Source organism: Pseudomonas sp. Q12-87 (genome assembly GCF_001269755.1).
Taxonomy (GTDB): Bacteria; Pseudomonadota; Gammaproteobacteria; order Pseudomonadales; family Pseudomonadaceae; genus Aquipseudomonas; species Aquipseudomonas fluorescens_S.
In genome coordinates this window covers 26203-47758 of record NZ_LHVI01000020.1, presented here as the reverse complement: position 1 = coordinate 47758, position 21556 = coordinate 26203, and the positions used below count along the sequence as shown (strand labels likewise).

Genomic DNA, 21556 nt, shown 5'->3' with positions numbered 1-21556 from the left:
AAAAACTGCAGGCAGACTTAGTGCATATGTATCAAATAATTACGGCAAGCAAAGTTTGATTCTGCTGCCAATACTCTCTGCAGTACTAAAACAATCCATCAGGCCAACACGTCGCGTTGTCACGTTGGTGCGGTGCGACACCGATATTCGAATTTCCAGGTAAACGGTTATGACTGCAATCCATGAGCAAGCAATGAACCACGTGTATCAACAGATACTGCAACGACTGTCTGGTTTTTATTCCCGGGCGGAACGTACCGCGTTGCAGCTTTTGATCCAGCGCTTGATTGTCGCCGCCGGCGGCATCGAGCGGATCGGGGATTATCGTGTGCTGACCGTTCAGAACGGCAGTCGGGAAGGCTTCTACGTCCTGACCGCTTTGCGGGCCGCGCAGTTGAGCATTGCCGGCAGGAATCCGGTGACGTTCGCCTTGCGCGTCGCCACGCCCCGCCTGAGCGAAACCACCCAGGCGACGCTGGAAAACATCCACCGCTGCTACAGCGCGCTGTTTGTCTACGACGATCCCCGGGTCGAATTGCTGATGGCCGATAATCGGGAAGTGGTGCCGTTCAATCACAAGCAACCTCTGTCAGCGGCGGGGTACGAAGCCAATCGGATGGACATGCTTACACTGGGGCACCTGCGCTCGGCAGACAGCCTTCTGGAACTCGGGGATGAAGGCTATCTGGCGATGGCGGAGTTCTATCGGCATATGGCCCGCTGGGAGTCCGGTGTGGATTCGCTGGTCAGCAGCGATACGCCGCGCAAGCAGAGGCAATTCATGTCAGGGCTCCAGCGCGCGACCCGCAAAATCGGCCTGGTCACCGACAGTACGGGGAGCTTCGAAGGCCTTTTTGCGCACCTTGATAGCTTGGGCAGCGACCCCTATGGGCATTTCTATGGTCCAGAGCGCATCGCGCCGTGGCAGCCCGAGGGTCATTTCGAGGCATGTCGTCGCGTGGGCTTTATCGGTATCGACGATCTGCTGGTTGTTCGTTCCGAAGGCACGAATTGGCCGCTGTTCAACGAATTCCTGAGGGTGCGGACCGATAGACTCATTCCATCGGCGCGTGAGAATGAGTACCTCAATCCGCTTCTGGCGGCTCATTTGCATGGCCTGCATGCTTGTTACATTCAAGGGCGCAGCTACGAAACCGGCTACGGGGACTATGTACAGCGGGCGATCATGATCATGCATCGCAAGCGTTTGCCGGAGCACGCCTGCGAACAGGCCCGGACGCTCTTCGGCTCGCCTGTGTCGATCCCCGAGCGTCGTGCACAGGCCGCGCTTCACGCGCATAAGGTCCTGGGGCTCAACGAAACACAGTTGGTGTGCATGCTGTTTGCCCCCTTCGTGGCGCAAGGTGCTGGCCTGGAGCATTTCCTGCGTTGCTGTCACCCCGGCATGCTGGTGGCCATGCCGGACCTGCACAAGGCCATGCAGGGGGCGACCATCGCTGACCAGGTGGCGCAGTGGATGGTCGAAGTCAGCGGCCTGCCCATCGAAATCCTCGTCAAGCTGTACGGATCCAGCATTGCGTTGCCGGAACAGCCTGATACGGCCCCGGCGACTGACCTGCAGCGCGCCATCGACCGTGACGACAGCACAGAAGCCGGGCAGGGCGGCGATGGTCCGTGCGAACGCTCGGTACGGCACTGAGGCGCGCGGTTTGACGGCCTTCTCCCGCCCCTATCCGGTTGTTGCTCCTGCCGTTGTAAGGTGGCCGGCCGCACCCCGATTTCCGGGCCTGACCCCATGAAAGGTTGCCGGGAGACAGACTTCGCCTACCAGGCGGTTTATCGGTACCTGACCACGCTGATCAACGAGCTGGGGGCAGATGCCCGGGTGCGCCTGCCATCGCTGCGCCAATTGGCCGAGCGTTTGAATGTGTCGATTTCAACCATTCAGTACGCCTATTCGTTGCTGGAGAAAGAAGGGCGGGTCTATTCGATTGCCAAGTCCGGCTATTACGCGCTACCGGTGCCGAGTGTTGCGACTCTGGGCGGCGGGGATGACTTGCTCGAAACCCTGTACGTCAATGCGCGGCGTCCGGGCATGCGGGTGCTCAGTGCAGATGAACCGGCGGCGATGCAGCCGCTGGACAGCCCTTTGCTGTTGCTCGAACGGGAGTTGTTGCGCCAGTACCCACGCTCCTCGCAAGCGCCCTCGCAGCCTTGGGGCGAGCTGGAGCTGCGCACCGCGCTGGCAGCCCGCTACACCTCCTCGCCGGCGCGCTGCTGGAATGCCGATGACGTCTATATCGGCGCCGATCTGAGGGGTGTCCTGGACATCCTGATCGCCGTGCTGGCCCTCAGGGGCGCCACGGTGCTGATCGAGTCGCCCTGTGATTGGACGGTCTTGCGCTTGCTGCAGACAGCCGATGTCCACGTCATCGAGCTGCCGCTGCAGTCGGGCGGGCAGATCGATATCGAGCAGATGGAGCAACTGCTGCTAAGCGAAACGGTGCGCCTGGCCGTGCTGTCTTCATCCCTGAACATGCCCAGGGGGACGTTGGTTCCTGAAGACAACCGACGCGCCGTGGCGCAATTACTGGAGCGCCACGGCACCTGGGTGCTGGAGAACGACAGCCATACGGACCTGGCATTCGATACCGGCGTTACGCCTTTTCGGGACTTGCTCGACCCGGATCGGTTGATCGTCTACTCCACCTTCGAAAAAACCATCGGGCCAGAGGCACCGTATGGCTACGTGCTATCGCGCCAGTTGACCCTGCACCTGCAGCGACATTTCCTGCTGCGCGCGTTTCGTCTGTCGCCGATTCGGCAAAAAGCCATTGCCCGCTTGTACAGCAACGGCCGGATCGACCAGCATTTATTGGTTCTGCGGCGCCTGCTGCGGGAAAGCGCGGCATCAGCCACGCAACTGCTGCGCGAGAGGTTGGGTGACAGCCTGCAATGGGCTGAGCCCCAGGGCGGTGCGACGATCTGGATGCGCTCGACGCGGCGGGTTGAGCTGCGCCGGGTTTTCCATCGGTTGCTGGCCCAGCGAATCGTCATCGCGCCGGGAGAACTGTTCAGCCTTCAGGGGCTGTATGGGCAGCACTTGCGCCTGACACATGCCCTGGATGGGGCGCATGATCTTGACGCCGTAATTTGCGCGTTGGCGGATGCCCTGAGGCTCGAACAATCGTAACGGACCGAAATGGATCGAACCCGTCGCGCCATGGTCGAACTGTCAGTAAACTGCATCCCATTTCCCGAGCCACTATCCAGAGGTTTTGCATGACAGTCAGTCCATTTGCGGGCAAGCCGGCACCGGCAGAGTTGTTGATCGATATCCCGCGACTGGTGACGGCCTACTACACCGGCCGACCCGATGCCTCGGTGGCAACCCAGCGTGTGGCGTTCGGCACTTCCGGTCATCGTGGCAGCTCCTTTGACCTGGGCTTCAACGAGTGGCACGTGCTGGCTATCAGCCAGGCGATCTGCCTCTACCGTGAAGCCCAGGGCATCACCGGTCCGCTGTTCATCGGTATCGACACCCACGCGCTGTCGACCCCGGCGGGCACCAGCGCACTGGAGGTGTTCGCGGCCAACGGCGTGACCGTGATGATCGCCGAGGGCGACGAGTACACCCCGACGCCTGCGGTTTCCCACGCCATTCTTTGCTATAACCGTGGCCGCACCACGGGCCTGGCGGACGGTATCGTCATCACGCCGTCCCACAACCCACCGCAAAGCGGCGGCTACAAGTACAACCCCACCAACGGCGGCCCCGCCGATACCCACATCACCAAGTGGATCGAAGCCAAGGCCAACGAACTGCTGGCCAACCAACTGGCAGGGGTCAAGCGTATCAGCTACGAGCAGGCACTGAAGGCCGATACCACCCACCGCCATGACTACGTCAACACATACGTGGCGGACCTGATCAACGTCATTGATTTCGATGCCATTCGAGGCGCGGGGCTGCATCTGGGCGTCGATCCCCTGGGCGGTGCAGGGGTGCGCTACTGGCCGGCCATTGCCGAACATTACCGCCTGGACCTGGAAGTGGTGAACACCCATGTGGACGCCACCTTTCGCTTCATGACCGTGGACTGGGACGGCCAGATCCGCATGGACCCGTCCTCCAGCCACGCAATGCAAGGGTTGATTGGCCTGAAGGAGCGTTTTGACGTGGCCTTTGCCTGCGATCCGGACCATGACCGCCACGGCATCGTGACGCCATCCGGCGGCCTGCTGGCGCCGAACAACTACCTGGCGGTGTCCATCGATTATCTGTTCCAGAACCGTCCGCAATGGCGCGCCGATGCGGCCGTGGGCAAGACGGTGGTCAGCAGCGGCCTGATTGATCGCGTCGCCAAGCGCCTGGGCCGTCGCCTCTATGAAGTACCGGTAGGTTTCAAATGGTTTGCCGACGGCCTGTTCGATGGCTCCTTGGGCTTTGGTGGCGAAGAAAGTGCCGGTGCTTCGTTCCTGCGCAAGGATGGCGGCGTCTGGAGCACTGACAAGGACGGCCTGATTCCAGCCTTGCTTGCGGCAGAGATGACTGCACGTACTGGTCGCGATCCAAGCCAGGCCTACCGAGCCCTGACCGATGAGCTGGGCGAACCGTTCTCGGTGCGCGTCGATGCCAAGGCCAGTCCACAGCAGAAGGCGCTATTGAGCAAGTTGGCGCCTGATCAGGTGGCGTCCACCGAGCTGGCCGGGGAAAAGATCCAGAACATCCTCAGCCACGCACCCGGCAACGACCAAGCCATCGGCGGCTTGAAGGTGATGACCGAAAACGGCTGGTTCGCCGCGCGTCCGTCCGGTACCGAGGACATCTACAAGATCTACGCCGAAAGTTTCCTCGGCGATGCGCACCTCAAGCAACTGGTGGACGAGGCGCAAACCCTGGTGGACGGCGCTATTTCCGGCGCCTGACAAACCCGTGGCGAGGGAGCTTGCTCCCGCTCGGTTGCGCGGCAGTCGCCTGAAAACAGGCGGTTGCCGCGCAACGCCACACGGCCTGCACAGTGCTACGCCAGATCCACGAGGACGATTTCGCTGTCTTCAATGGCGGTAACTCGCAATGTCCTTTCGGCTTCAATCGCAACACCGTCTCGAGCTTGTGCTCGTAACCCATTGATTTCTATCGATCCTGTAGCCGGAACAAGATAGGCGCGACGTCCTTCATCCAGCACGTACTCAGCTGTTTCTCCTGCCTTCAGATTGGCCGCTACCAATCGCGCATCGGCGCGGATGCGCAGGCTTTCATCGTCGCCGGCCTTACCGCTGGCGAGGGTCACGAAGCCTTCGCGCAAACCCTTGGGAAACGGCTTGGCCCCCCAGGACGGCGCCAAGCCTGCCTCGTTGGGAATGATCCATATCTGGAATATGCGCGTGGCCGTCGACTCGAGGTTGTATTCACTGTGGGCAATGCCGGTGCCGGCGCTCATGACCTGCACATCGCCCGCCTCGGTACGGCCCTTGTTGCCCAAGTTGTCCTGGTGGGTGATCGCACCTTCGCGCACATAGGTGATGATTTCCATGTCCCGGTGCGGATGCTGCGGAAAACCGCTGCCGGCAGCGATGACATCATCGTTCCATACCCTCAGGTTGCCCCAGTTCATACGCTGTGGGTCGTAGTATTCGGCGAACGAGAAATGGTGGTGCGCGTCCAACCAGCCGTGATTGGCGGCGCCCAGGGAAGCGAAAGGCCTGAGTTCGAGCATGATCGTGTCCTTTTGCAAATGAGTGAATAGGGTGTGATGGAGGGCATTTTCAGCGAGGAACACATCGATAAAAAGCGTAAAAACCGCGTCAAAGCTATCGGTTATCTAGATATAAAACCGCTATCCAACTTTCACTTCATCGCCTAACTCACTGACAGCAAAGCTTTTGGCTGGAACCTGGCGGCAAATACAGACACCATAGCCGCCATGATTCAGAACACCGGAGTCCCAAGCGTGGCGCAACACACTCCCGATCTTCCCCCCGAGCTTTTGCCCCTGGCCCAGATGCCATTGTTCAAGCGCCTGGCCGCGCGTTTTTTCGGCCATGGCCTCACACGCCTGCGAGCCCAGCATCGAGCCTCTTGGCTGCACGGCCAGGCCGATGGCTTTCGCAGCGGTCATAGCGCCGGTTTTGACTATGGCTATAAGGAAGGTCGGGCTGAAGGTCTTGAAGAGGGCCGCCAGGTCCTGCTGATTCGCGACTCGCGCAGTACCGAGCATCCGGCGCCGCAGGTAGACGACCTGTTGTTCGATGATTGGCGCCTGCCTTTGACTGCCCCGTTGAAAAAGCGCATCCGGGCGGACGTTGCCAGGTTGTTGCCGGCAGAGGCGCAGCCCAGCGCTGCGCAATGGAAAATGATTTTCAGCGACACGCCGTCGACATCGGTGGTTGCCGGGGCAGGCGCGGGAAAATCCACGACCCTGGTGCTGCGCATTGTGCTGCTGGTGCATTACTTGGGGTTCGAGTTGGACTCGATGACCGTGGTGACGTTTACCCGGGAGTCGCGCAAGGATTTCATCCAGAAACTGATCGACGTGTTTGGCTTGTGGGGGCGCACGGTCAGCCTCAAGGAAGCCCGCGATCTGGTCCGTACCTTTCACTCGCGCATCCTGCCCATGGTCCGCAGCCTGCCCGGGTTTGAGCGGTTGCAGGCGTTTGAAACCCTTAGCCATCGCGCTGAAACGGGCGATGACGATAGCCCCGGCAACCCATTCGACTTGCGCATCAACGATGCCCAGCGCCAGCAGCTCAACGCGTGCTATCACAGTCTTTACCAGCGGGATGAGCGCTTCCGTGAGCTGATCAAGCCGTTGTCCCGGCACGCCCTGCAACTCAAGGAGCTGGAGCGCGACCACCCGGACGTGCAAAAACGGGTCGCCGTGACCGAACTGGCGGCCCAGCGCGACGAGGAACTGTGCGACGCCATCGAAGACCAGTGGCGGCGCGCCGGCGCCTGGCCGATCAAAGGCATCGAGGCGAAGCGGCAACGGTTCGAGATCAACGGTTCGACGTTTCATTGCCACGGCTACGTTCCGTCGCTGGACGCCTGGGTCATGCTGGGCTTCGACCCCAGGGAAGATGCCCGGCTGAGCCGGCCGGGCGCGAAGTTGAGTATCCGTGCGGAGTGGGCGGTAAAGCGCACCCTGTTTCAAGCTTTCTGTCGTAAGCCATTGATATGGACAGAAAGCTATGAGGCATCAAAACGTGTCCTGGCTTCCCTGGCGGGCGATGCGAGCGCAGGGCCAGGGTTCGATTACAAAGTAAAGGGCGAGCTGGGCTCGGCGCCCTTGCTGGACTGTTTTGTAGCGGCGGCAGGCTTTATCGAGAACCTTGGCCTGGATGTGCCGGATGCGGTGGGCCGGATGTCTTTCGCCCAGGACGACCCGGATCGGTTCTTTTTCGAGGCGTTGAGCCGTTATTGGCGGGCATTCGAAGACCACTTGCTCGATCAGTCACCGCCGGTCATGACCTATAATCGTATGTTCGCGTTGTTCAGCGAGCATTCGCCGGAAAACTTCAAGTTGCTCGGCGACGCGCTGCTCCGGCCGCTGTCGCACCTGATGATCGATGAGTTCCAGGACGTTTCGCCGCAAATCGTTTCCTGGCTGCGAGCCAGTCTTCGAGAAGTGCGCAGCCGTGGTCCAGCGATGCATGTGGGGCGCGGCGCCCAGTGCTCTTCGTTGTTGTGTGTCGGTGATGACTGGCAGTCGATCTATGGCTGGCGCGGTAGCTCACCCAGCTACTTCATGGCGTTCGACAAGCAATTCCCGTCGCCGGCGACAACCCGGGTGATGCTGACCGACAACTACCGCAGTCACCAGCACATCATTGATGCGGCCGAACATATCGTGCGGGCTGCCGCGGCAATCCCAGGCAAGAAGGCCAAGGCTGCTGGCCAGGCTCGCTCGTTGAGTCCGGTCAACGTGCTGGATCGGGACGACGAAGGGCTGGCCCAGCGGCTGGACGCACACTATCGCAACGGCGATTCGATCTTGATGCTGTATCGAAAAAGCAGCGATAAGTCATTGATTGAAAAACATATTCAACCAACACTTAATGTAGATTCTAACTTGCCATATGCTGCACGACGCATCAGGCAAATGACCTTTCACAGCGCCAAAGGGCTGCAAGCCGATGCCGTATTCTTGTTGGGCGATTGCCAACACCTGACCACCTCGCCCTACAAGAATCAGGTTTATCGGATGGCCGGGCTGGGCCAGGTGGGAGATGCGCAACCCTACGACGCTGCGCAGAAAGACGAGATCCTGCGCCTGGCATACGTAGGTATTACCCGCGCCGTGCAGCACTGTTATTGGTACGTTGATGGCCAGGATAGCCAGGCTGCCAATGCTCCCAAGGCGTCGGACCGTATCGGAACGGGCAAACCGTTCTTCGCCGACCATCGACGTACTCGCAACGGATAAGCGCCCATAAAAAAGGGCTGCCATGCAGCCCGGTGGGAGCAATTTCCCTTGTCATCGGAGGATCGCTGCCCTGACGCGGGCAGCGATGCGCAAAATGTAGAGGTGTTTATCAGGAGGCAAACCGTCGCAAACCCACCGGCGGCACGAAGGACTCCAATTCGGCTTCCACCGCTTCGATGATGCGTTCCACATCGGGAGCGTTCATCACGGTCGCGCAGGGGATGCCGGCTATGGCGATCATGGTTTCGCCGCTGGCACGGTCAAACAGCCGGGCAACCATACTGCCTGGCGCGTCCATGCTGGCTTCGAATCCCATGGGATGGAAGTGCCAGCGCATCAACTGGCAGGCGTTGGGGAACGTAACCTTGCTGAAAGATCCTTTATTCATGTGTTGCCCGCCTTCTTCAATCGAGCGTTTCCTTTTGCTCATGTCAGGAAGGAAGAGCCATCGTGGCTCCACCAGTGAAAACTAAAAATAGCACCGGAAAATGAAAGTCATGTGGATTTTTTCATTCCGTTTTGCGATTGGTTCCGCTTTTTTTGATCTGCATCATCGCTTCAGCAATCATGTCCAGAACGCCATCATCTGTCAGAGGCGGTTTCAGAGGGCTCAACCAGGGGGCCTTGCACGCGGTATTTAACGGCAATGACCAACGCCAGGACCATCAACCCCAAGGCGACGGCGAAAGCCATGTGCAAGCCTTCCGCCACCGCCTGTGCAGAAGCGCTGCCAAGGTCATTCGTCCCCAGCGCACTGGCGAACACCGCGCCCAATACCGATGCCCCGGTGAAGAAGCCCAGGTTGCGCGACAGGTTGAGCAGCCCGGCGATAACGCCCCGCCGTTGGGCGGGCAGCTCCGCCATGACAGCCGTGTTATTGGCGGTCTGGAAGAAGGCGTAGCCGAGGGTCGTCACCACGATAGCGCTGAGGTAGCCGCCGACGCCAAGGGCCGGTGACACCAGCGAGAGCATCAGGCAGCCCGAGACCATGGTCGCCAGCCCGACGATGCGCATGGGGCGCACGCCGAAACGATCCGCCAGGCGTCCGGCCGGTACGCCGGCAAGCGCCGCGACGGACGGTCCGGCCGCCAGCACCAGCCCCACATGCGCCGCAGGTAACCCCAAGGCGATGGACAAGTAGAAGGGCCCGACCAGTAAGGTGGCCATCATCACCGTTGCAACCAGGGCGCTCGTCGCCAGGCCCGAAACCAGCAAGCGGTCCCGAAACATCCCCAAGGGGATCAACGGCGACACTGACCGCGCTTGGGCCAGGACGAACAGCCCGCCGCCCAGGATCGCCGCCAGCAATAGTGCCAGGTTCGTTCCGCCAAAGTGCCCGCGCCCGGTAGTCATGGCCAAGGCATAGGCGGCCAGGGTCACGGCCAGCAACAAAGTACCGGTGATATCGAAGCGGGCTCCCTCGACCTTCACCGATGCTTGTCCGGCCGGCAACGATTGCCAGGCCAGCCACCACGTCAATAGCCCGAGGGGAACGTTGACCAGGAACAGCGCCTGCCAGCCAAACCCGCTGATCAAGGCGCCGCCGAAAGAGGGCCCAAGGGCGGTGCCCACCGCCGACAGCGTTGCCAGCAATCCCATCGCGCTGCCGGTCTTTTCCTGCGGAACCGTTTCGCTGACCAAGGCCAGCGTCAACGTCATCATGATGGCGGCGCCCAGGCCTTGCAGCGCGCGCCCGACGATCAATAGCCCAAGCGAAGGCGCCACGCCACAAAGTGCCGATGCCAGGGTGAACAGCGCAATTCCGGCCAGCAGCAGCTTGCGCCGGCCCATCAGGTCGCCCAAGCGACCGACGCTGACAATCAGCGTGGTGATGGCCAGCAAATAGGCCAGGACCACCCATTGGACGCGTTGGAACGAGGCATCGAACGCCTCGGCCAGCATTGGCAGCCCCACGGCGGTGATACTGGCTCCCAGGGATGCCAGCAGCGTCGACAAAGCAAGGCTCGCCAGCGACCAGCGTGCGGAAGAGGGCAGGTCAGCGCGCGTGGCGACCATCGGGCGATGTTCCGTGTTGATGGGCTTCATGTGAGGGGTACCTGTCTACGGCTGCGGTTCTGGAAAAAGCTGCCGAAACGTTACACCCGGGCATGACGTGGCGGAAGGCGCAGCATTTGCAGGTTATAGTTGCAACTAACGCCATCTCTCATTAGGGCCCAGCCATGTCCGCACCCGACCTCAATTTGTTGATCACCCTCGATGTGCTGCTGGCTGAGGGCAGTGTGGCCCGGGCCGCCCAGCGGTTGCAGCTCAGTCCGTCAGCGATGAGCCGGGCGCTGGCGCGGTTGCGCGAAACCACCGGCGATCCCCTGCTGGTACGGGCCGGGCGCGGATTGGTGCCGACCCCACGCGCGCTTGAGTTGCGCGAACAGGTCAGCCAGTTGGTGCAGGACGCCCAGGCGCTACTGCGCCCGGTGCAGGCGCCGGACCTGGGACGGTTGAACCGAACCTTCACGCTGCGCACCCGGGAGGGATTCGTGGAGAACTTCGCCATTGACCTGATTGCTCGTATCAACCAGCAAGCGCCTGGCGTGCGGTTGCGTTTCGTGGAAAAGACCAACAAGGACAGCACGGCGCTGCGCGAGGGCGCCGTGGACCTGGAAACCGCTGTGGTGGACAAGGACACCCGCCCGGAGCTGCGAACCCAGGCGTTGTTCGGCGACCGGTTGATCGGTGTGGTGCGCGCAGGGCATCCATTGAGCCAGGCTGCGGTGAGTGCTGCCGATTACGCAGCAGGCGAACACATCGGCGTCTCGATGCGTGGGCTGGATCAAGGGCCTATCGACGATGCCTTGGCGCTGTTGAACCTGTCGCGGCGCATGCTTACCACCGTCCCGGGCTTTTCTTCAGCGCTGGGACTTGCCCGCTCCAGTGACCTGATCGCCAGCGTGCCCGAACGCTACACCACCAGCCTGCGTATCGGCATGCACAGCTTTGCGCTGCCGTTCGCCCTGCCGCAATTCACGATTGCCATGCTCTGGCACCCGCGGATGGACGCCGACCCGGTGCATCGCTGGTTGCGCAGCTGCCTGCGGGAAGTATGTGCACGCAAGACCAGCGCCTTTTAGTAGATATTAATTAATAGCACTTCACTGGCACTTAGTTGGTAAATCGGACATATCGTGGCGAGACGGCTAGTTATCGATATTTAATATTTAAATAGAGTTTTGTCCGACAATCCGCAGCGGAATCATTCGCGTGCCCGCATTAACGGGGCCAAGCCGTATCAACTACGAAGAGCAGCGATTTGCGCAAACGGGCGGGTCAAAAAAACTGCTAGACGTTTGATTTCCAATTGTGTCAGGTTTCTTACGTCCTCATTGGGCGAGTGATAGGACGATCTCGCCAGAGATTGTCTGTCTGACCAAAACTGTTCCATTTGCAAACAAGGAAGTGTGTTTATGTCGAAAGTCAAAAACAGCGCTATTGATTCCTCCGAACAACTGCTTTGGGCCCCGCAATCATTGGCGGCGTCCAGTAACGCGTTCAACCAGATCAATAGTTTCAGCCATCAATACGATCGGGGCGGCAACCTGACCGTCAACGGCAAGCCGTCGTACTCCGTCGACCAGGCGGCCACGCAATTGCTGCGCGACGGCGCGGCCTACCAGGACCGGGACGGCAGCGGCAAGATCGAGCTGACCTATACGTTCCTGACGTCCGCTTCCTCCAGCACCATGAACAAGCATGGGATCAGTGGGTTCAGCCAGTTCAGCGCCCAACAGAAAGGCCAGGCGGCGCTGGCCATGCAATCCTGGGCGGACGTGGCCAACGTCACCTTCACCGAAAAGGCCAGCGGCGGTGACGGACACATGACCTTTGGCAACTACAGCGGCGGCCAGGATGGCGCAGCGGCATTTGCTTACTTGCCCGGCACCGGCGCCGGTTATGACGGTACCTCGTGGTACCTGATCAACAGCAGCTACACCCAGAACAAGAATCCGGACCTGAACAACTACGGCCGCCAGACCCTGACCCACGAAATCGGTCACACCTTGGGCCTGGCGCACCCTGGCGACTACAACGCCGGCGAAGGCAGCCCGACCTACGATGACGCCACTTACGGCCAGGACACTCGCGGCTACAGCGTCATGAGCTACTGGAGTGAGAGCAATACCAGCCAGAACTTCAGCAAGGGCGGGGTCGAAGCCTACTCCTCGGGTCCGCTGATGGACGACATCGCGGCCATCCAGAAACTCTACGGCGCCAACACCACCACCCGCACCGGCGATACCACTTACGGCTTCAACTCCAATGCCGGTCGGGATTTCCTCAGCGCCTCTTCGTCTTCGGACAAGGTGGTGTTCTCGGTATGGGACGCGGGCGGTCGCGACACCCTGGACTTTTCCGGCTTCACCCAGAACCAGAAAATCAACCTCAACGACGCCTCGTTTTCCGACGTGGGCGGCATGGTGGGCAACGTGTCCATCGCCAAGGGCGCGGTCATCGAAAACGCCATTGGCGGCTCGGGCAGCGACCTGTTGATCGGCAACGCTATCGCCAACGAGCTCAAGGGCGGTGCCGGCAACGACATCCTCTGGGGCGCTGGCGGCGCCGACAAGCTGTGGGGTGGTTCAGGCTCGGACACCTTTGTGTTCGCCGCCAGTTCCGATTCGCGGCCAGGGGCCACGGACCAGATCCTCGACTTTGCCAGCGGCCTGGACAAGATCGACCTGACCGGCATCACCCAGGGCGCGGGCCTGCATTTCGTCAATGCCTTCACAGGGGCGGCGGGCGATGCGGTGTTGTCGACCTCGGGCGGCAACAGCCTGTTGTCGGTGGACTTCTCCGGGCATGGCGTGGCTGATTTCCTGGTCAGCACCGTCGGCCAGGCAGCTGTCTCGGACATCGTGGCCTGATGCACCCGTCCCGCGGAAGCCATCGCTGCCGCGGGATTCCCGGTCAGGATGAGACCCATGTGTAAAGAATCCACGCGCCGCAGCGCCCGGGCAAGCGCCGGGTTGCTCGCTACGCTGATGATGTTATACGGAGAAGTCGCCATGGCGCGCAGCCTGTTATTAGCAGAACCTTCACAACTGGCCGGTCAGTGGCAGGCGGTCTTGTCGGGGCCGCAGGAAAATCCGCAGACCCAGGCCATACAGGACAAGCCGTCGAATACCTGCCTCATCGAACTTCGGGCGGACCAGACCCTGGCCGGGCAAACCGAATGCCTTGGGCATTGGTTGGGAGAGGAACCGGTGCATTGGTTCACCGAGCCTGACGGTCTTTCATTGATTAGCAAAGATAACGCCAGGACGCATTTGGGCCAGCACCAGGCGCGGTATTACCAAGTAACGCTGAAGTCCGGCTTGATACTCAGGCTTGAACGCAAAGCCCCTTGAGACGTCCATTAACCGCTGGGCATAGTTATGGATGATCGAGACATGCTTGTTTGAGCAAGTAGCGGCCTCGGCAGAGGCCAAGTTAATAAACAAAGATTGGTAAGTTGAATAACGGCCAGGTTCCTGGCAAAGCCAACAGCAAGGAAGACCGATGAACAAGGCAAGGAGCGCTGCCGCTGTGCCGCTGATTAAAGCATTGGGTGAATATAAAAGTATCCTGATCAGTGTCGGTTGCTTTACCGCGCTAATCAATGTCTTGATGCTCGCGCCTTCGATTTACATGCTGCAAGTCTATGACCGCGGACTGTCCTCGCAGAATGAAACCACCTTGGTGATGTTGTCGTTGATGGTGGTGGGTTTCTTCGTGTTCATCGGGTTGCTGGAAATGGTGCGCAGCTTCGTGGTCATTCGCATCGGCAGCCAATTGGAGCGACGCTTCAATCTCCAGGTCTACAGAGCCGCGTTCGAGCGCAACCTGCGCCAGGGAGAGGGCAACGCTGGCCAATCCCTGGGCGACCTTACCCATATCCGCCAATTCGTCACCGGCCCGGCGCTGTTCGCCTTCTTCGATGCGCCCTGGTTTCCCGTGTACCTGGTAGTGATCTACCTGTTCAACGTCTGGCTCGGCGTATTTGCCACGGTCGGCACCGTGCTGTTGATTGGCCTGGCCTGCCTGAACGAGGCCATGACCAAGAAGCCGCTGGGGCAGGCCGGCGTCTATTCGCAACAGTCCAGCCAACTTGCCACCAGCCATTTGCACAACGCCGAGACTATCCAGGCCATGGGCATGCTCGGAGTGCTGCGAAGCCGCTGGTTTGCCGTGCACTCGCGGTTCCTTGGCCTGCAAAACCAGGCCAGCGACACCGGCGCGGTGATCAGTTCCCTGAGCAAGACCTTGCGCCTGTGCCTGCAATCGCTGGTGCTGGGGTTGGGCGCGCTGCTGGTGATCAAAGGCGACATGACCGCCGGGATGATGATTGCCGGCTCGATCCTGATAGGGCGGGTACTGAGCCCCATCGACCAGTTGATCGCCGTGTGGAAGCAGTGGAGCGGCGCCAAGCTGGCGTACCGCCGTCTCGATGCGCTGTTGCAGGCGTTTGCGCCCCAGGATGACGGTATGACCCTACCGCCGCCCAAGGGCCAGGTGAGCTTCGAGCACGTCAGCGCCGGGCCACCGGGCCAGCGCCAGGCCACGCTGCAACAGGTCAGTTTCAGCCTGGCGGCCGGGGAAGTGCTCGGCGTGTTGGGCGCCTCGGGCTCCGGCAAGTCCACCCTGGCCCGTGTGCTGGTAGGCGTGTGGCCAACCCTCGCCGGGACAGTGCGTCTGGACGGGGCGGACATCCACCGCTGGAATCGTGAGCAGCTCGGCCCGCACATCGGTTACTTGCCCCAGGATATTGAGCTGTTCAGCGGCAGCATCGCCGAGAACATCGCCCGGTTTCGCGAAGCCGACCCGCAAAAAGTCGTGGCGGCTGCGCAACAGGCCGGCGTTCATGAACTGATCCTGCGCATGCCCCAGGGCTACGACACGGTGCTCGGGGAGGATGGCAGTGGCCTTTCGGGCGGGCAGAAGCAACGCGTGGCGCTGGCCCGGGCGATGTACGACCGGCCGAGCCTGGTGGTGCTCGACGAGCCCAACTCCAATCTCGACACGGTCGGCGAGGCCGCGCTGGCCGGCGCGATTGCCCAGATGAAAGCCCAGGGCAGCAGCGTCGTGCTGGTCACCCACCGTTCCTCGGCGCTGGCCCAGGCCGACAAGTTGCTGGTGCTCAACGAAGGCCGAGTGCAGGCCTTTGGGCCGAGCCAGGACGTGCTGCGGGCGTTGTCGGGCCAGTCCGAATCACCGCGGGACAAGGCCATGGCGGCGCCCAACGGGTTGAGCATGAGTCGCCAATACCAGACCGCCAGCAAGCCAAGCGGCGCATGAGCAAGGATCGCGAGATGAATCTGGAACATTCACACAGCCCCGAGCACGATGCCCGGTTCTTTACCCGCATGGGCTGGGTCCTGGCGCTCGTCGGTGCCGGCAGTTTTTTCACTTGGGCCAGCCTGGCGCCGCTGGATCAGGGCATCGCGGTGCAAGGCACCGTGGTGGTTTCGGGCAAGCGCAAAGCGGTGCAGTCGATCAGCAGCGGCGTGGTCAGCCGGATCCTGGTACGCGAAGGCGAGGCGGTGACGCAGGGCCAGCCCTTGTTCCGCCTCGACCAGACCCAGGCCGCCGCCGACGTGCAATCGCTGCAAGCCCAATATCGGATGACCTGGGCGAGCCTGGCGCGCTGGCAAAGCGAACGGGACAACCTGGCGCAGGTGAGTTTTCCGCCAGCCTTGAGCCACGATCCCGACCCACGCCTGGCCTTGGTGCTTGAAGGCCAGCGGCAGCTGTTCAGCAGTCGTCGCGAAGCCTTTGCCCGGGAGCAGGCGGCGTTGCGTGCCGGCATCGAGGGCGCTACTGCGCAACTGGCCGGCATGCGCCGCGCCCGGAGCGATTTGATCGCCCAGGCCGAATCCCTGCGCCTGCAACTGGCTAATTTGCAGCCCTTGGCGGACAACGGCTACATCCCGCGCAACCGCCTGCTGGACTACCAACGCCAGTTGTCACAAGTGCAGCAGGAACTGGCGCAGAACAGCGGTGAAAGCGGGCGGGTGGAGCAGGGGATCGTCGAGTCGCGCCTGAAATTGCAGCAACACAACGAGGAGTATCAGAAAGAGGTGCGTACCCAGCTGGCCGACGCCCAGCTCAAGAGCGAAACCCTGCAAGAGCAATTGAAGTCCGCCGGATTCGAGTTGCAGCACAGCGAAATCCTCGCCACCGCCGACGGCATCGCCGTCAACCTGGGGGTGCACACCGAAGGGGCGGTGGTGCGCCAGGGCGATACCTTGCTGGAGATCGTGCCCCAAGGCACGCGCCTGGAAGTGGAGGGGCACCTGCCGGTCAACCTGATCGACAAGGTCGACGCCCATTTGCCAGTGGACATCCTCTTCACGGCCTTCAACCAGAACCGCACACCACGCGTGCCCGGGGAAGTCAGCCTGGTTTCAGCCGACCAGATGGTCGATGAGAAGACCGGCGCGCCGTATTACGTCCTGCGCAGCAGCGTCAGCGACGTGGCGATGGAAAAGCTCAACGGCCTGGTGATCAAGCCTGGCATGCCGGCTGAGATGTTCGTGCGCACCGGCGAGCGCTCACTGCTCAATTACCTGTTCAAACCGCTGCTCGACCGAGCCGGCTCTGCGTTGACCGAAGAATAAGGATATCCGGCGGTATGAAGCGTTTCCAATGGTGGGCCGTGCTGGCCCTGTCCGTGTGCAACAACGTCTGGGCCATGGGCCCCTTTGAGTTCTATGAGCAGGCGCTGCGTAATGATCCGGTCTACCTCGGCGCGATCAAGGAGCGCGACGCAGGCCTTGAGAACCGTGCCATCGGCCGCGCCGGCCTGCTGCCGCACCTGGGCTACAGCTACAACAAAGGCCGCAACCAGTCCAAGGTCACCTACCTCAACGATCGCGGCGCCAGCCAGCACGACGATCGCAACTACAGCAGCTACGGCTCCAGCCTGACCCTGCAACAACCGTTGCTGGACTACGAGGCGTATGCCGCTTATCGCAAAGGCGTGGCCCAGGCACTGTTCGCCGACGAAAACTTTCGCGGCAAGAGCCAGGAATTGTTGGTGCGGGTGCTGAGCCAGTACACCCAGGCGCTGTTCGCCCAAGACCAGATCGACATCGCCCAGGCGAAGAAGAAGGCGTTCGAACAGCAGTTTCGGCAGAACGAGCACCTGTTCCGCCAGGGCGAAGGCACGCGCACCGACATTCTCGAGGCTCAGGCGCGCTACGAGCTGGCGATCGCCGAAGAGATCGAGGCCCGAGACGAACAGGACGCTTCCCTGCGCGAGCTTGGCGCGGTGATTGGCGTGCCCACCCTGGACATTGGCGACCTGGCCCCCCTCAACGACACCTTCCAGACTTTTGCGTTGCAGCCGGCCACTTTCGACACTTGGCACGAGATGGCGGTAAGCAACAACCCGAACCTGGCGTCGCAGCGCCAGGCCGTGGACGTGGCGCGCTTCGAGGTGGAGCGCAACCGCGCCGGCCACCTGCCCAAAGTCAGCGCCTACGCGACGATGCGCCAGAACGAATCGGAAAGCGGCAACACCTATAACCAGCGCTACGACACCAACACCATCGGCCTGGAAGTCAGCGTGCCGCTCTATGCCGGCGGCGGGGTCTCGGCGTCGACCCGCCAGGCCAGCCGCACCATGGAACAGGCCAAATACGAACTGGATGCCAAGACCCGTGAGACGCTGATCGAGCTGCGCCGCCAGTTCAGTGCCTGCGCGTCGGGCGTGAACAAGCTCAAGGCCTACCAGAAAGCCCTGGCCTCGGCCGAGGCACTGGTGGTGTCGACCCGGCAAAGCATTCTCGGCGGCGAGCGGGTCAACCTCGACGCCCTCAACGCCGAGCAGCAGCTCTACACCACTCGTCGCGACTTGGCCCAGGCTCGCTACGACTACCTCATGGCCTGGACCAAGTTGCATTACTACGCCGGCACGTTGGGAGCCCAGGACCTGGCGAAAGTGGATGAAGCATTTTTGGCGCAAGAGCGCTAGCCGGCTGCCGCTGTGACAGGGGCAGGGCAAACCAAAGGTTTTTGGCAACAACTTTGGCAATCACTAAGGAAGGTTCGGATGAAACACAAAAAACAACCCGGGCAAACGGGCCGGCTGTTTCTGTTGAAAACCCTCAACCACGCCATGCTCTGCGCCCTGGCGACCCTCGGTACGGCCCACGCCGCGCCGTATGTCGAGAGCGGCAGGCCGGGGAATCCGGACAGCTGGCGCAGCAGTGAATTCAATGCCGAATGGGGCCTTGGGGCGGTCAACGCCCAGCAAGCCTACGCCGCCGGCTACACCGGCAAGGGCGTCAAATTGGGGATCTTCGACCAACCCGTCTACGCGGCACATCCGGAGTTTTCCGGCCCCAACAAGGTCGTGACCCTGGTCACCAGCGGCATCCGTCAATACACCGACCCGTACATCCCGGTAAAGGCCGGTGATCCGTTCCGCTACGACGGTTCACCCACGGTGGGTTCCGATGGCAAGCTGGGCTCCCACGGCACACACGTTGGCGGGATTGCCGCCGGCAGCCGCGACGGTGGCCCGATGCATGGCGTGGCGTTCGATGCGCAAATCATCAGCGCCGACAACGGCGACCCCGGCCCCGAAGACGGCATCATCCTCGGCAACGATGGCGCGGTGTACAAGGCCGGTTGGGATGCCCTGATTGCCAGTGGCGCGCGCATCATCAACAACAGCTGGGGCATCGGCATCACCGACCGTTTCGACCAGGGAGGCCGTGACCCAGCGTTCCCGCACTTCACCGTGCAGGACGCACAACTGCAATTCGACCAGATCAAGCCGCTACTCGGCACCCCGCCCGGCGGCGCGTATGAAGGCGCTATCGCCGCGGCCCGCAGCGGGATCGTGACGATTTTCGCCGCCGGCAACGACTACAACCTGAACAACCCGGACGCCATCGCCGGGCTGGCGTATTTCGTCCCGGACATCGCACCGAACTGGCTCACCGTCGCCGCGTTGCAAGTCAACCCGGATACCGCCAGCCCGAACCCCTACACCATCAGTACCTTCTCGTCGCGCTGCGGCTACACCGCGAGTTTCTGCGTGTCAGCCCCCGGCACCCGGGTCTATAGCGCCGTGATCGGTGGCACCAGTGCCGATGACCTGACGGTGGGTTACGGCAACAAGAGCGGTACGTCGATGGCGGCGCCCCATGTGGCCGGCAGCGTTGCGGTGCTGATGGAGCGTTTCCCCTACATGACCGGCGCGCAGGTCGCCAGCGTGTTGCGCACCACCGCCACCGACATGGGCGCGCCGGGTGTCGATTCGCTGTATGGCTGGGGCATGATCAACCTGGGCAAGGCCATCGATGGCCCGTCGATGTTGGTGACCGAGCAGGACATTCCCGAGGCGTATCGAATCGAGGGCGCCTATGGCTCCGGCCAGTTCGTCGCGGACCTGCCGGGCATCGGCGCGATCATCGACGCCGGCAAGCCTACCGAGCGGGTGTGCAGCGGGATCCAGTGTGGCCTGGATGTCTGGCGCAACGACATTTCCGGCCATGGCGGGCTGACCAAGCAGGGCATCGGCACGTTGGTGCTGACCGGCGAAAACACCTACAGCGGACCGACCCTGGTCAATCAAGGGCGATTGGCGATCAATGGCTCGCTGGCTTCGGCGGTCACCGTTAACGACGGCGGTGTGCTCGGTGGCAACGGTCGTATCGCCAGCCTGACCGCCAACCGTGGCGGCAGCGTGGCGCCGGGCAACTCCATCGGCACCTTGCAAGTGGCCGGGGACGTGACGTTCCAGCCCGGCTCGAACTACGCCGTAGAAGTCTCGCCTACGTCCAGCGACCTGATCGTTGCCGGCGGCAAGGCCTCCATTGACGGGGCGACGGTGTCGCTGTCCCTGGAAAACAGCCCGACACTGCTCAGCGCTGGCGAGGCGAAAAGCCTGCTCGGTCGGCAATTCAATATCCTGCAGGCCGCTGGCGGTATTGATGGGCGCTTCGGGGAGGTGTTGCCCAACTATGCGTTTCTCGGTGGTGACCTGGCCTACACCGCAGGCGGCGTCCAACTGGCGGTGGAGCGTAACGACGCATCGTTCGCCAGCCTGGGCCTGACGCGCAACGAACGCGCCGTCGCCGTCGCCGCCGAAGGACTGGGCGCGGGCAACGGGCTTTATGAAGCCTTGCTGCTGTCGCCCAGCGCTGCCGTGGCGCAACAGGCATTCCAGCAGCTGTCCGGTGAGATCCACCCGGCCATCGGCACGCTGCTGATCAACGACAGCCGCCAGTTGCGCGATGCCGTCGGCGATCGCTTGCGCCAGGACGCGTTGTATGACGCTGGTACACCGACCGATGCCGACAGCAATGCCTGGTTCAAGGTGCTCGGTGCCTGGGGCAAAGACGATGGAGGGCATGACAACGCCAGTACCAGCCATTCGATCGGCGGCCTGCTGGCCGGTGTCGATGGCTTGATCGGCGACCAGACCCGACTGGGCTTCGTCACCGGTTATAGCGACAGTTCGTTGAGCATGGGCGACGGCACTCATTCATCCGTCAAAGCCGACAGCTATCACCTGGGCGTCTATCTGGGCCGTGAAATCGATGCCTTGCGCTTGACCGCAGGCGCCGCCTATAGCTGGCACCGCATCGACGTCAAACGCGATCTGCAATGGGGTGACGTCAGTGGCCGGGAGAAAACCAAGCGTGACGCCCGGACCGCCCAGCTGTTCACCGAGGCGGCGTATCGCCTCGACCTGCAACCGATAGCCCTGGAACCGTTCGCGAACCTGGCCTACGTGCACCTGGACAGCGACAGCTTCCATGAAAAAGGTGATAGCGCGGCCCTGCACAGTGGCGACGATCGCCGCGACGCCGTGCTCTCGACCCTGGGTCTGCGTGCCAGTCACACCCTGGCGTTGTCGCAAGCGCAGCAACTCCAGTTGTCCGGGTCCCTGGGCTGGCAGCACAACCTGAGCGACACCCGCTCCGAACAGGACCTGGCTTTTGCCGGCAGCAACGACACTTTCGCGGTGCGCAGCGTGTCCATGGACCGCAACGCCGCCGTGATCGGCGCTCGAGCCGGCCTTGCGGTGGCCAAGGATGTGCGCGTCAACCTGGACTACAACGGCCTGCTCGGTTCCAGGGATAAATCCCACGGCGTGGGCCTGACGCTGGATTGGCAGTTCTGACCAAGCCCCTCTGTGGCGAGGGGGACGTGCCCTTGCC

General features: G+C 61.9%; 14 protein-coding genes. 11 read left to right on the top strand and 3 right to left on the bottom strand.

Annotated elements, in window-relative coordinates:
* Nucleotides 1–169: 169 nt before the first annotated feature.
* The 3 genes from AD663_RS13835 (at nucleotide 170) to pgm (ending at nucleotide 4890) form a co-directional block, all read left to right on the top strand.
* Nucleotides 170–1660, top strand: coding sequence for a hypothetical protein (locus AD663_RS13835; protein WP_003181836.1), 1491 nt, complete (start codon nucleotides 170–172; stop codon nucleotides 1658–1660).
* 96 nt (nucleotides 1661–1756) lie between these two features.
* Nucleotides 1757–3154: a PLP-dependent aminotransferase family protein gene (locus tag AD663_RS13830; RefSeq protein ID WP_003181834.1), complete on the top strand. Its 1398-nt coding sequence runs from the start codon at nucleotides 1757–1759 to the stop codon at nucleotides 3152–3154.
* An 89-nt stretch (nucleotides 3155–3243) separates the two neighbouring features.
* Complete coding sequence (gene pgm / locus AD663_RS13825) at nucleotides 3244–4890, top strand: phosphoglucomutase (alpha-D-glucose-1,6-bisphosphate-dependent) (protein ID WP_003181831.1); 1647 nt, start codon at nucleotides 3244–3246, stop codon at nucleotides 4888–4890.
* 95 nt (nucleotides 4891–4985) lie between these two features.
* Here pgm and AD663_RS13820 read toward each other — a convergent pair whose 3' ends face one another.
* Nucleotides 4986–5681, bottom strand: coding sequence for a pirin family protein (locus AD663_RS13820; protein ID WP_003181829.1), 696 nt, complete (start codon nucleotides 5679–5681; stop codon nucleotides 4986–4988).
* A 234-nt stretch (nucleotides 5682–5915) separates the two neighbouring features.
* On the opposite strand from AD663_RS13820, the gene AD663_RS13815 reads away from it, so the two are divergent.
* Nucleotides 5916–8387: a UvrD-helicase domain-containing protein gene (locus AD663_RS13815; RefSeq protein WP_053214073.1), complete on the top strand. Its 2472-nt coding sequence runs from the start codon at nucleotides 5916–5918 to the stop codon at nucleotides 8385–8387.
* A gap of 109 nt (nucleotides 8388–8496) precedes the next feature.
* On the opposite strand, the gene AD663_RS13810 is transcribed toward AD663_RS13815, so the two are convergent.
* Together AD663_RS13810 and AD663_RS13805 are read right to left on the bottom strand one after the other, a co-directional pair.
* Nucleotides 8497–8775 (bottom strand): DUF1652 domain-containing protein, encoded by a 279-nt coding sequence (locus AD663_RS13810; RefSeq protein ID WP_003181824.1) that lies wholly within the window; start codon nucleotides 8773–8775, stop codon nucleotides 8497–8499.
* A 194-nt stretch (nucleotides 8776–8969) separates the two neighbouring features.
* A complete protein-coding gene (locus tag AD663_RS13805) occupies nucleotides 8970–10433 on the bottom strand; it encodes an MFS transporter (RefSeq protein ID WP_083455150.1) in 1464 nt (487 codons plus the stop codon).
* A gap of 134 nt (nucleotides 10434–10567) precedes the next feature.
* Here AD663_RS13805 and AD663_RS13800 point away from each other — a divergent pair, with 134 nt between their 5' ends.
* The 7 genes from AD663_RS13800 (at nucleotide 10568) to AD663_RS13770 (ending at nucleotide 21519) form a co-directional block, all read left to right on the top strand.
* Nucleotides 10568–11473, top strand: a complete 906-nt coding sequence (locus AD663_RS13800) for a LysR family transcriptional regulator (protein WP_053213951.1) — start codon at nucleotides 10568–10570, stop codon at nucleotides 11471–11473.
* Nucleotides 11474–11806: 333 nt separating this feature from the next.
* The gene (locus tag AD663_RS13795; RefSeq protein ID WP_003181819.1) at nucleotides 11807–13264 is read left to right on the top strand and encodes a serralysin family metalloprotease; all 1458 of its coding nucleotides are present in this window, start codon (nucleotides 11807–11809) and stop codon (nucleotides 13262–13264) included.
* Nucleotides 13265–13321: 57 nt separating this feature from the next.
* On the top strand, nucleotides 13322–13747 hold the full coding sequence (locus tag AD663_RS13790) for an AprI/Inh family metalloprotease inhibitor (protein ID WP_083455149.1): 426 nt from the start codon (nucleotides 13322–13324) through the stop codon (nucleotides 13745–13747).
* Nucleotides 13748–13898: 151 nt separating this feature from the next.
* Nucleotides 13899–15674, top strand: a complete 1776-nt coding sequence (locus tag AD663_RS13785; RefSeq protein WP_003181815.1) for a type I secretion system permease/ATPase — start codon at nucleotides 13899–13901, stop codon at nucleotides 15672–15674.
* A complete protein-coding gene (locus AD663_RS13780; RefSeq protein ID WP_053213949.1) occupies nucleotides 15671–16996 on the top strand; it encodes an HlyD family type I secretion periplasmic adaptor subunit in 1326 nt (441 codons plus the stop codon). The genes AD663_RS13785 and AD663_RS13780 overlap by 4 nt, the downstream gene beginning before the upstream one ends.
* A gap of 14 nt (nucleotides 16997–17010) precedes the next feature.
* A complete protein-coding gene (locus AD663_RS13775) occupies nucleotides 17011–18354 on the top strand; it encodes a TolC family outer membrane protein (RefSeq protein ID WP_053213948.1) in 1344 nt (447 codons plus the stop codon).
* 144 nt (nucleotides 18355–18498) lie between these two features.
* Nucleotides 18499–21519: an autotransporter serine protease gene (locus AD663_RS13770; RefSeq protein ID WP_256217216.1), complete on the top strand. Its 3021-nt coding sequence runs from the start codon at nucleotides 18499–18501 to the stop codon at nucleotides 21517–21519.
* Nucleotides 21520–21556 lie beyond the last annotated feature (37 nt).

Excerpts from the sequence above, each read along its gene's own strand:
- AD663_RS13835 (WP_003181836.1), top strand. The coding sequence starts at position 170 with ATGACTGCAATCCATGAGCAAGCAATGAACCACGTGTATCAACAGATA.
- AD663_RS13830 (WP_003181834.1), top strand. The coding sequence starts at position 1,757 with ATGAAAGGTTGCCGGGAGACAGACTTCGCCTACCAGGCGGTTTATCGG.
- pgm (WP_003181831.1), top strand. The coding sequence starts at position 3,244 with ATGACAGTCAGTCCATTTGCGGGCAAGCCGGCACCGGCAGAGTTGTTG.
- AD663_RS13820 (WP_003181829.1), bottom strand. The coding sequence starts at position 5,681 with ATGCTCGAACTCAGGCCTTTCGCTTCCCTGGGCGCCGCCAATCACGGC.
- AD663_RS13810 (WP_003181824.1), bottom strand. The coding sequence starts at position 8,775 with ATGAATAAAGGATCTTTCAGCAAGGTTACGTTCCCCAACGCCTGCCAG.
- AD663_RS13805 (WP_083455150.1), bottom strand. The coding sequence starts at position 10,433 with ATGAAGCCCATCAACACGGAACATCGCCCGATGGTCGCCACGCGCGCT.
- AD663_RS13800 (WP_053213951.1), top strand. The coding sequence starts at position 10,568 with ATGTCCGCACCCGACCTCAATTTGTTGATCACCCTCGATGTGCTGCTG.
- AD663_RS13795 (WP_003181819.1), top strand. The coding sequence starts at position 11,807 with ATGTCGAAAGTCAAAAACAGCGCTATTGATTCCTCCGAACAACTGCTT.
- AD663_RS13790 (WP_083455149.1), top strand. The coding sequence starts at position 13,322 with ATGTGTAAAGAATCCACGCGCCGCAGCGCCCGGGCAAGCGCCGGGTTG.
- AD663_RS13785 (WP_003181815.1), top strand. The coding sequence starts at position 13,899 with ATGAACAAGGCAAGGAGCGCTGCCGCTGTGCCGCTGATTAAAGCATTG.
- AD663_RS13780 (WP_053213949.1), top strand. The coding sequence starts at position 15,671 with ATGAGCAAGGATCGCGAGATGAATCTGGAACATTCACACAGCCCCGAG.
- AD663_RS13775 (WP_053213948.1), top strand. The coding sequence starts at position 17,011 with ATGAAGCGTTTCCAATGGTGGGCCGTGCTGGCCCTGTCCGTGTGCAAC.
- AD663_RS13770 (WP_256217216.1), top strand. The coding sequence starts at position 18,499 with ATGCTCTGCGCCCTGGCGACCCTCGGTACGGCCCACGCCGCGCCGTAT.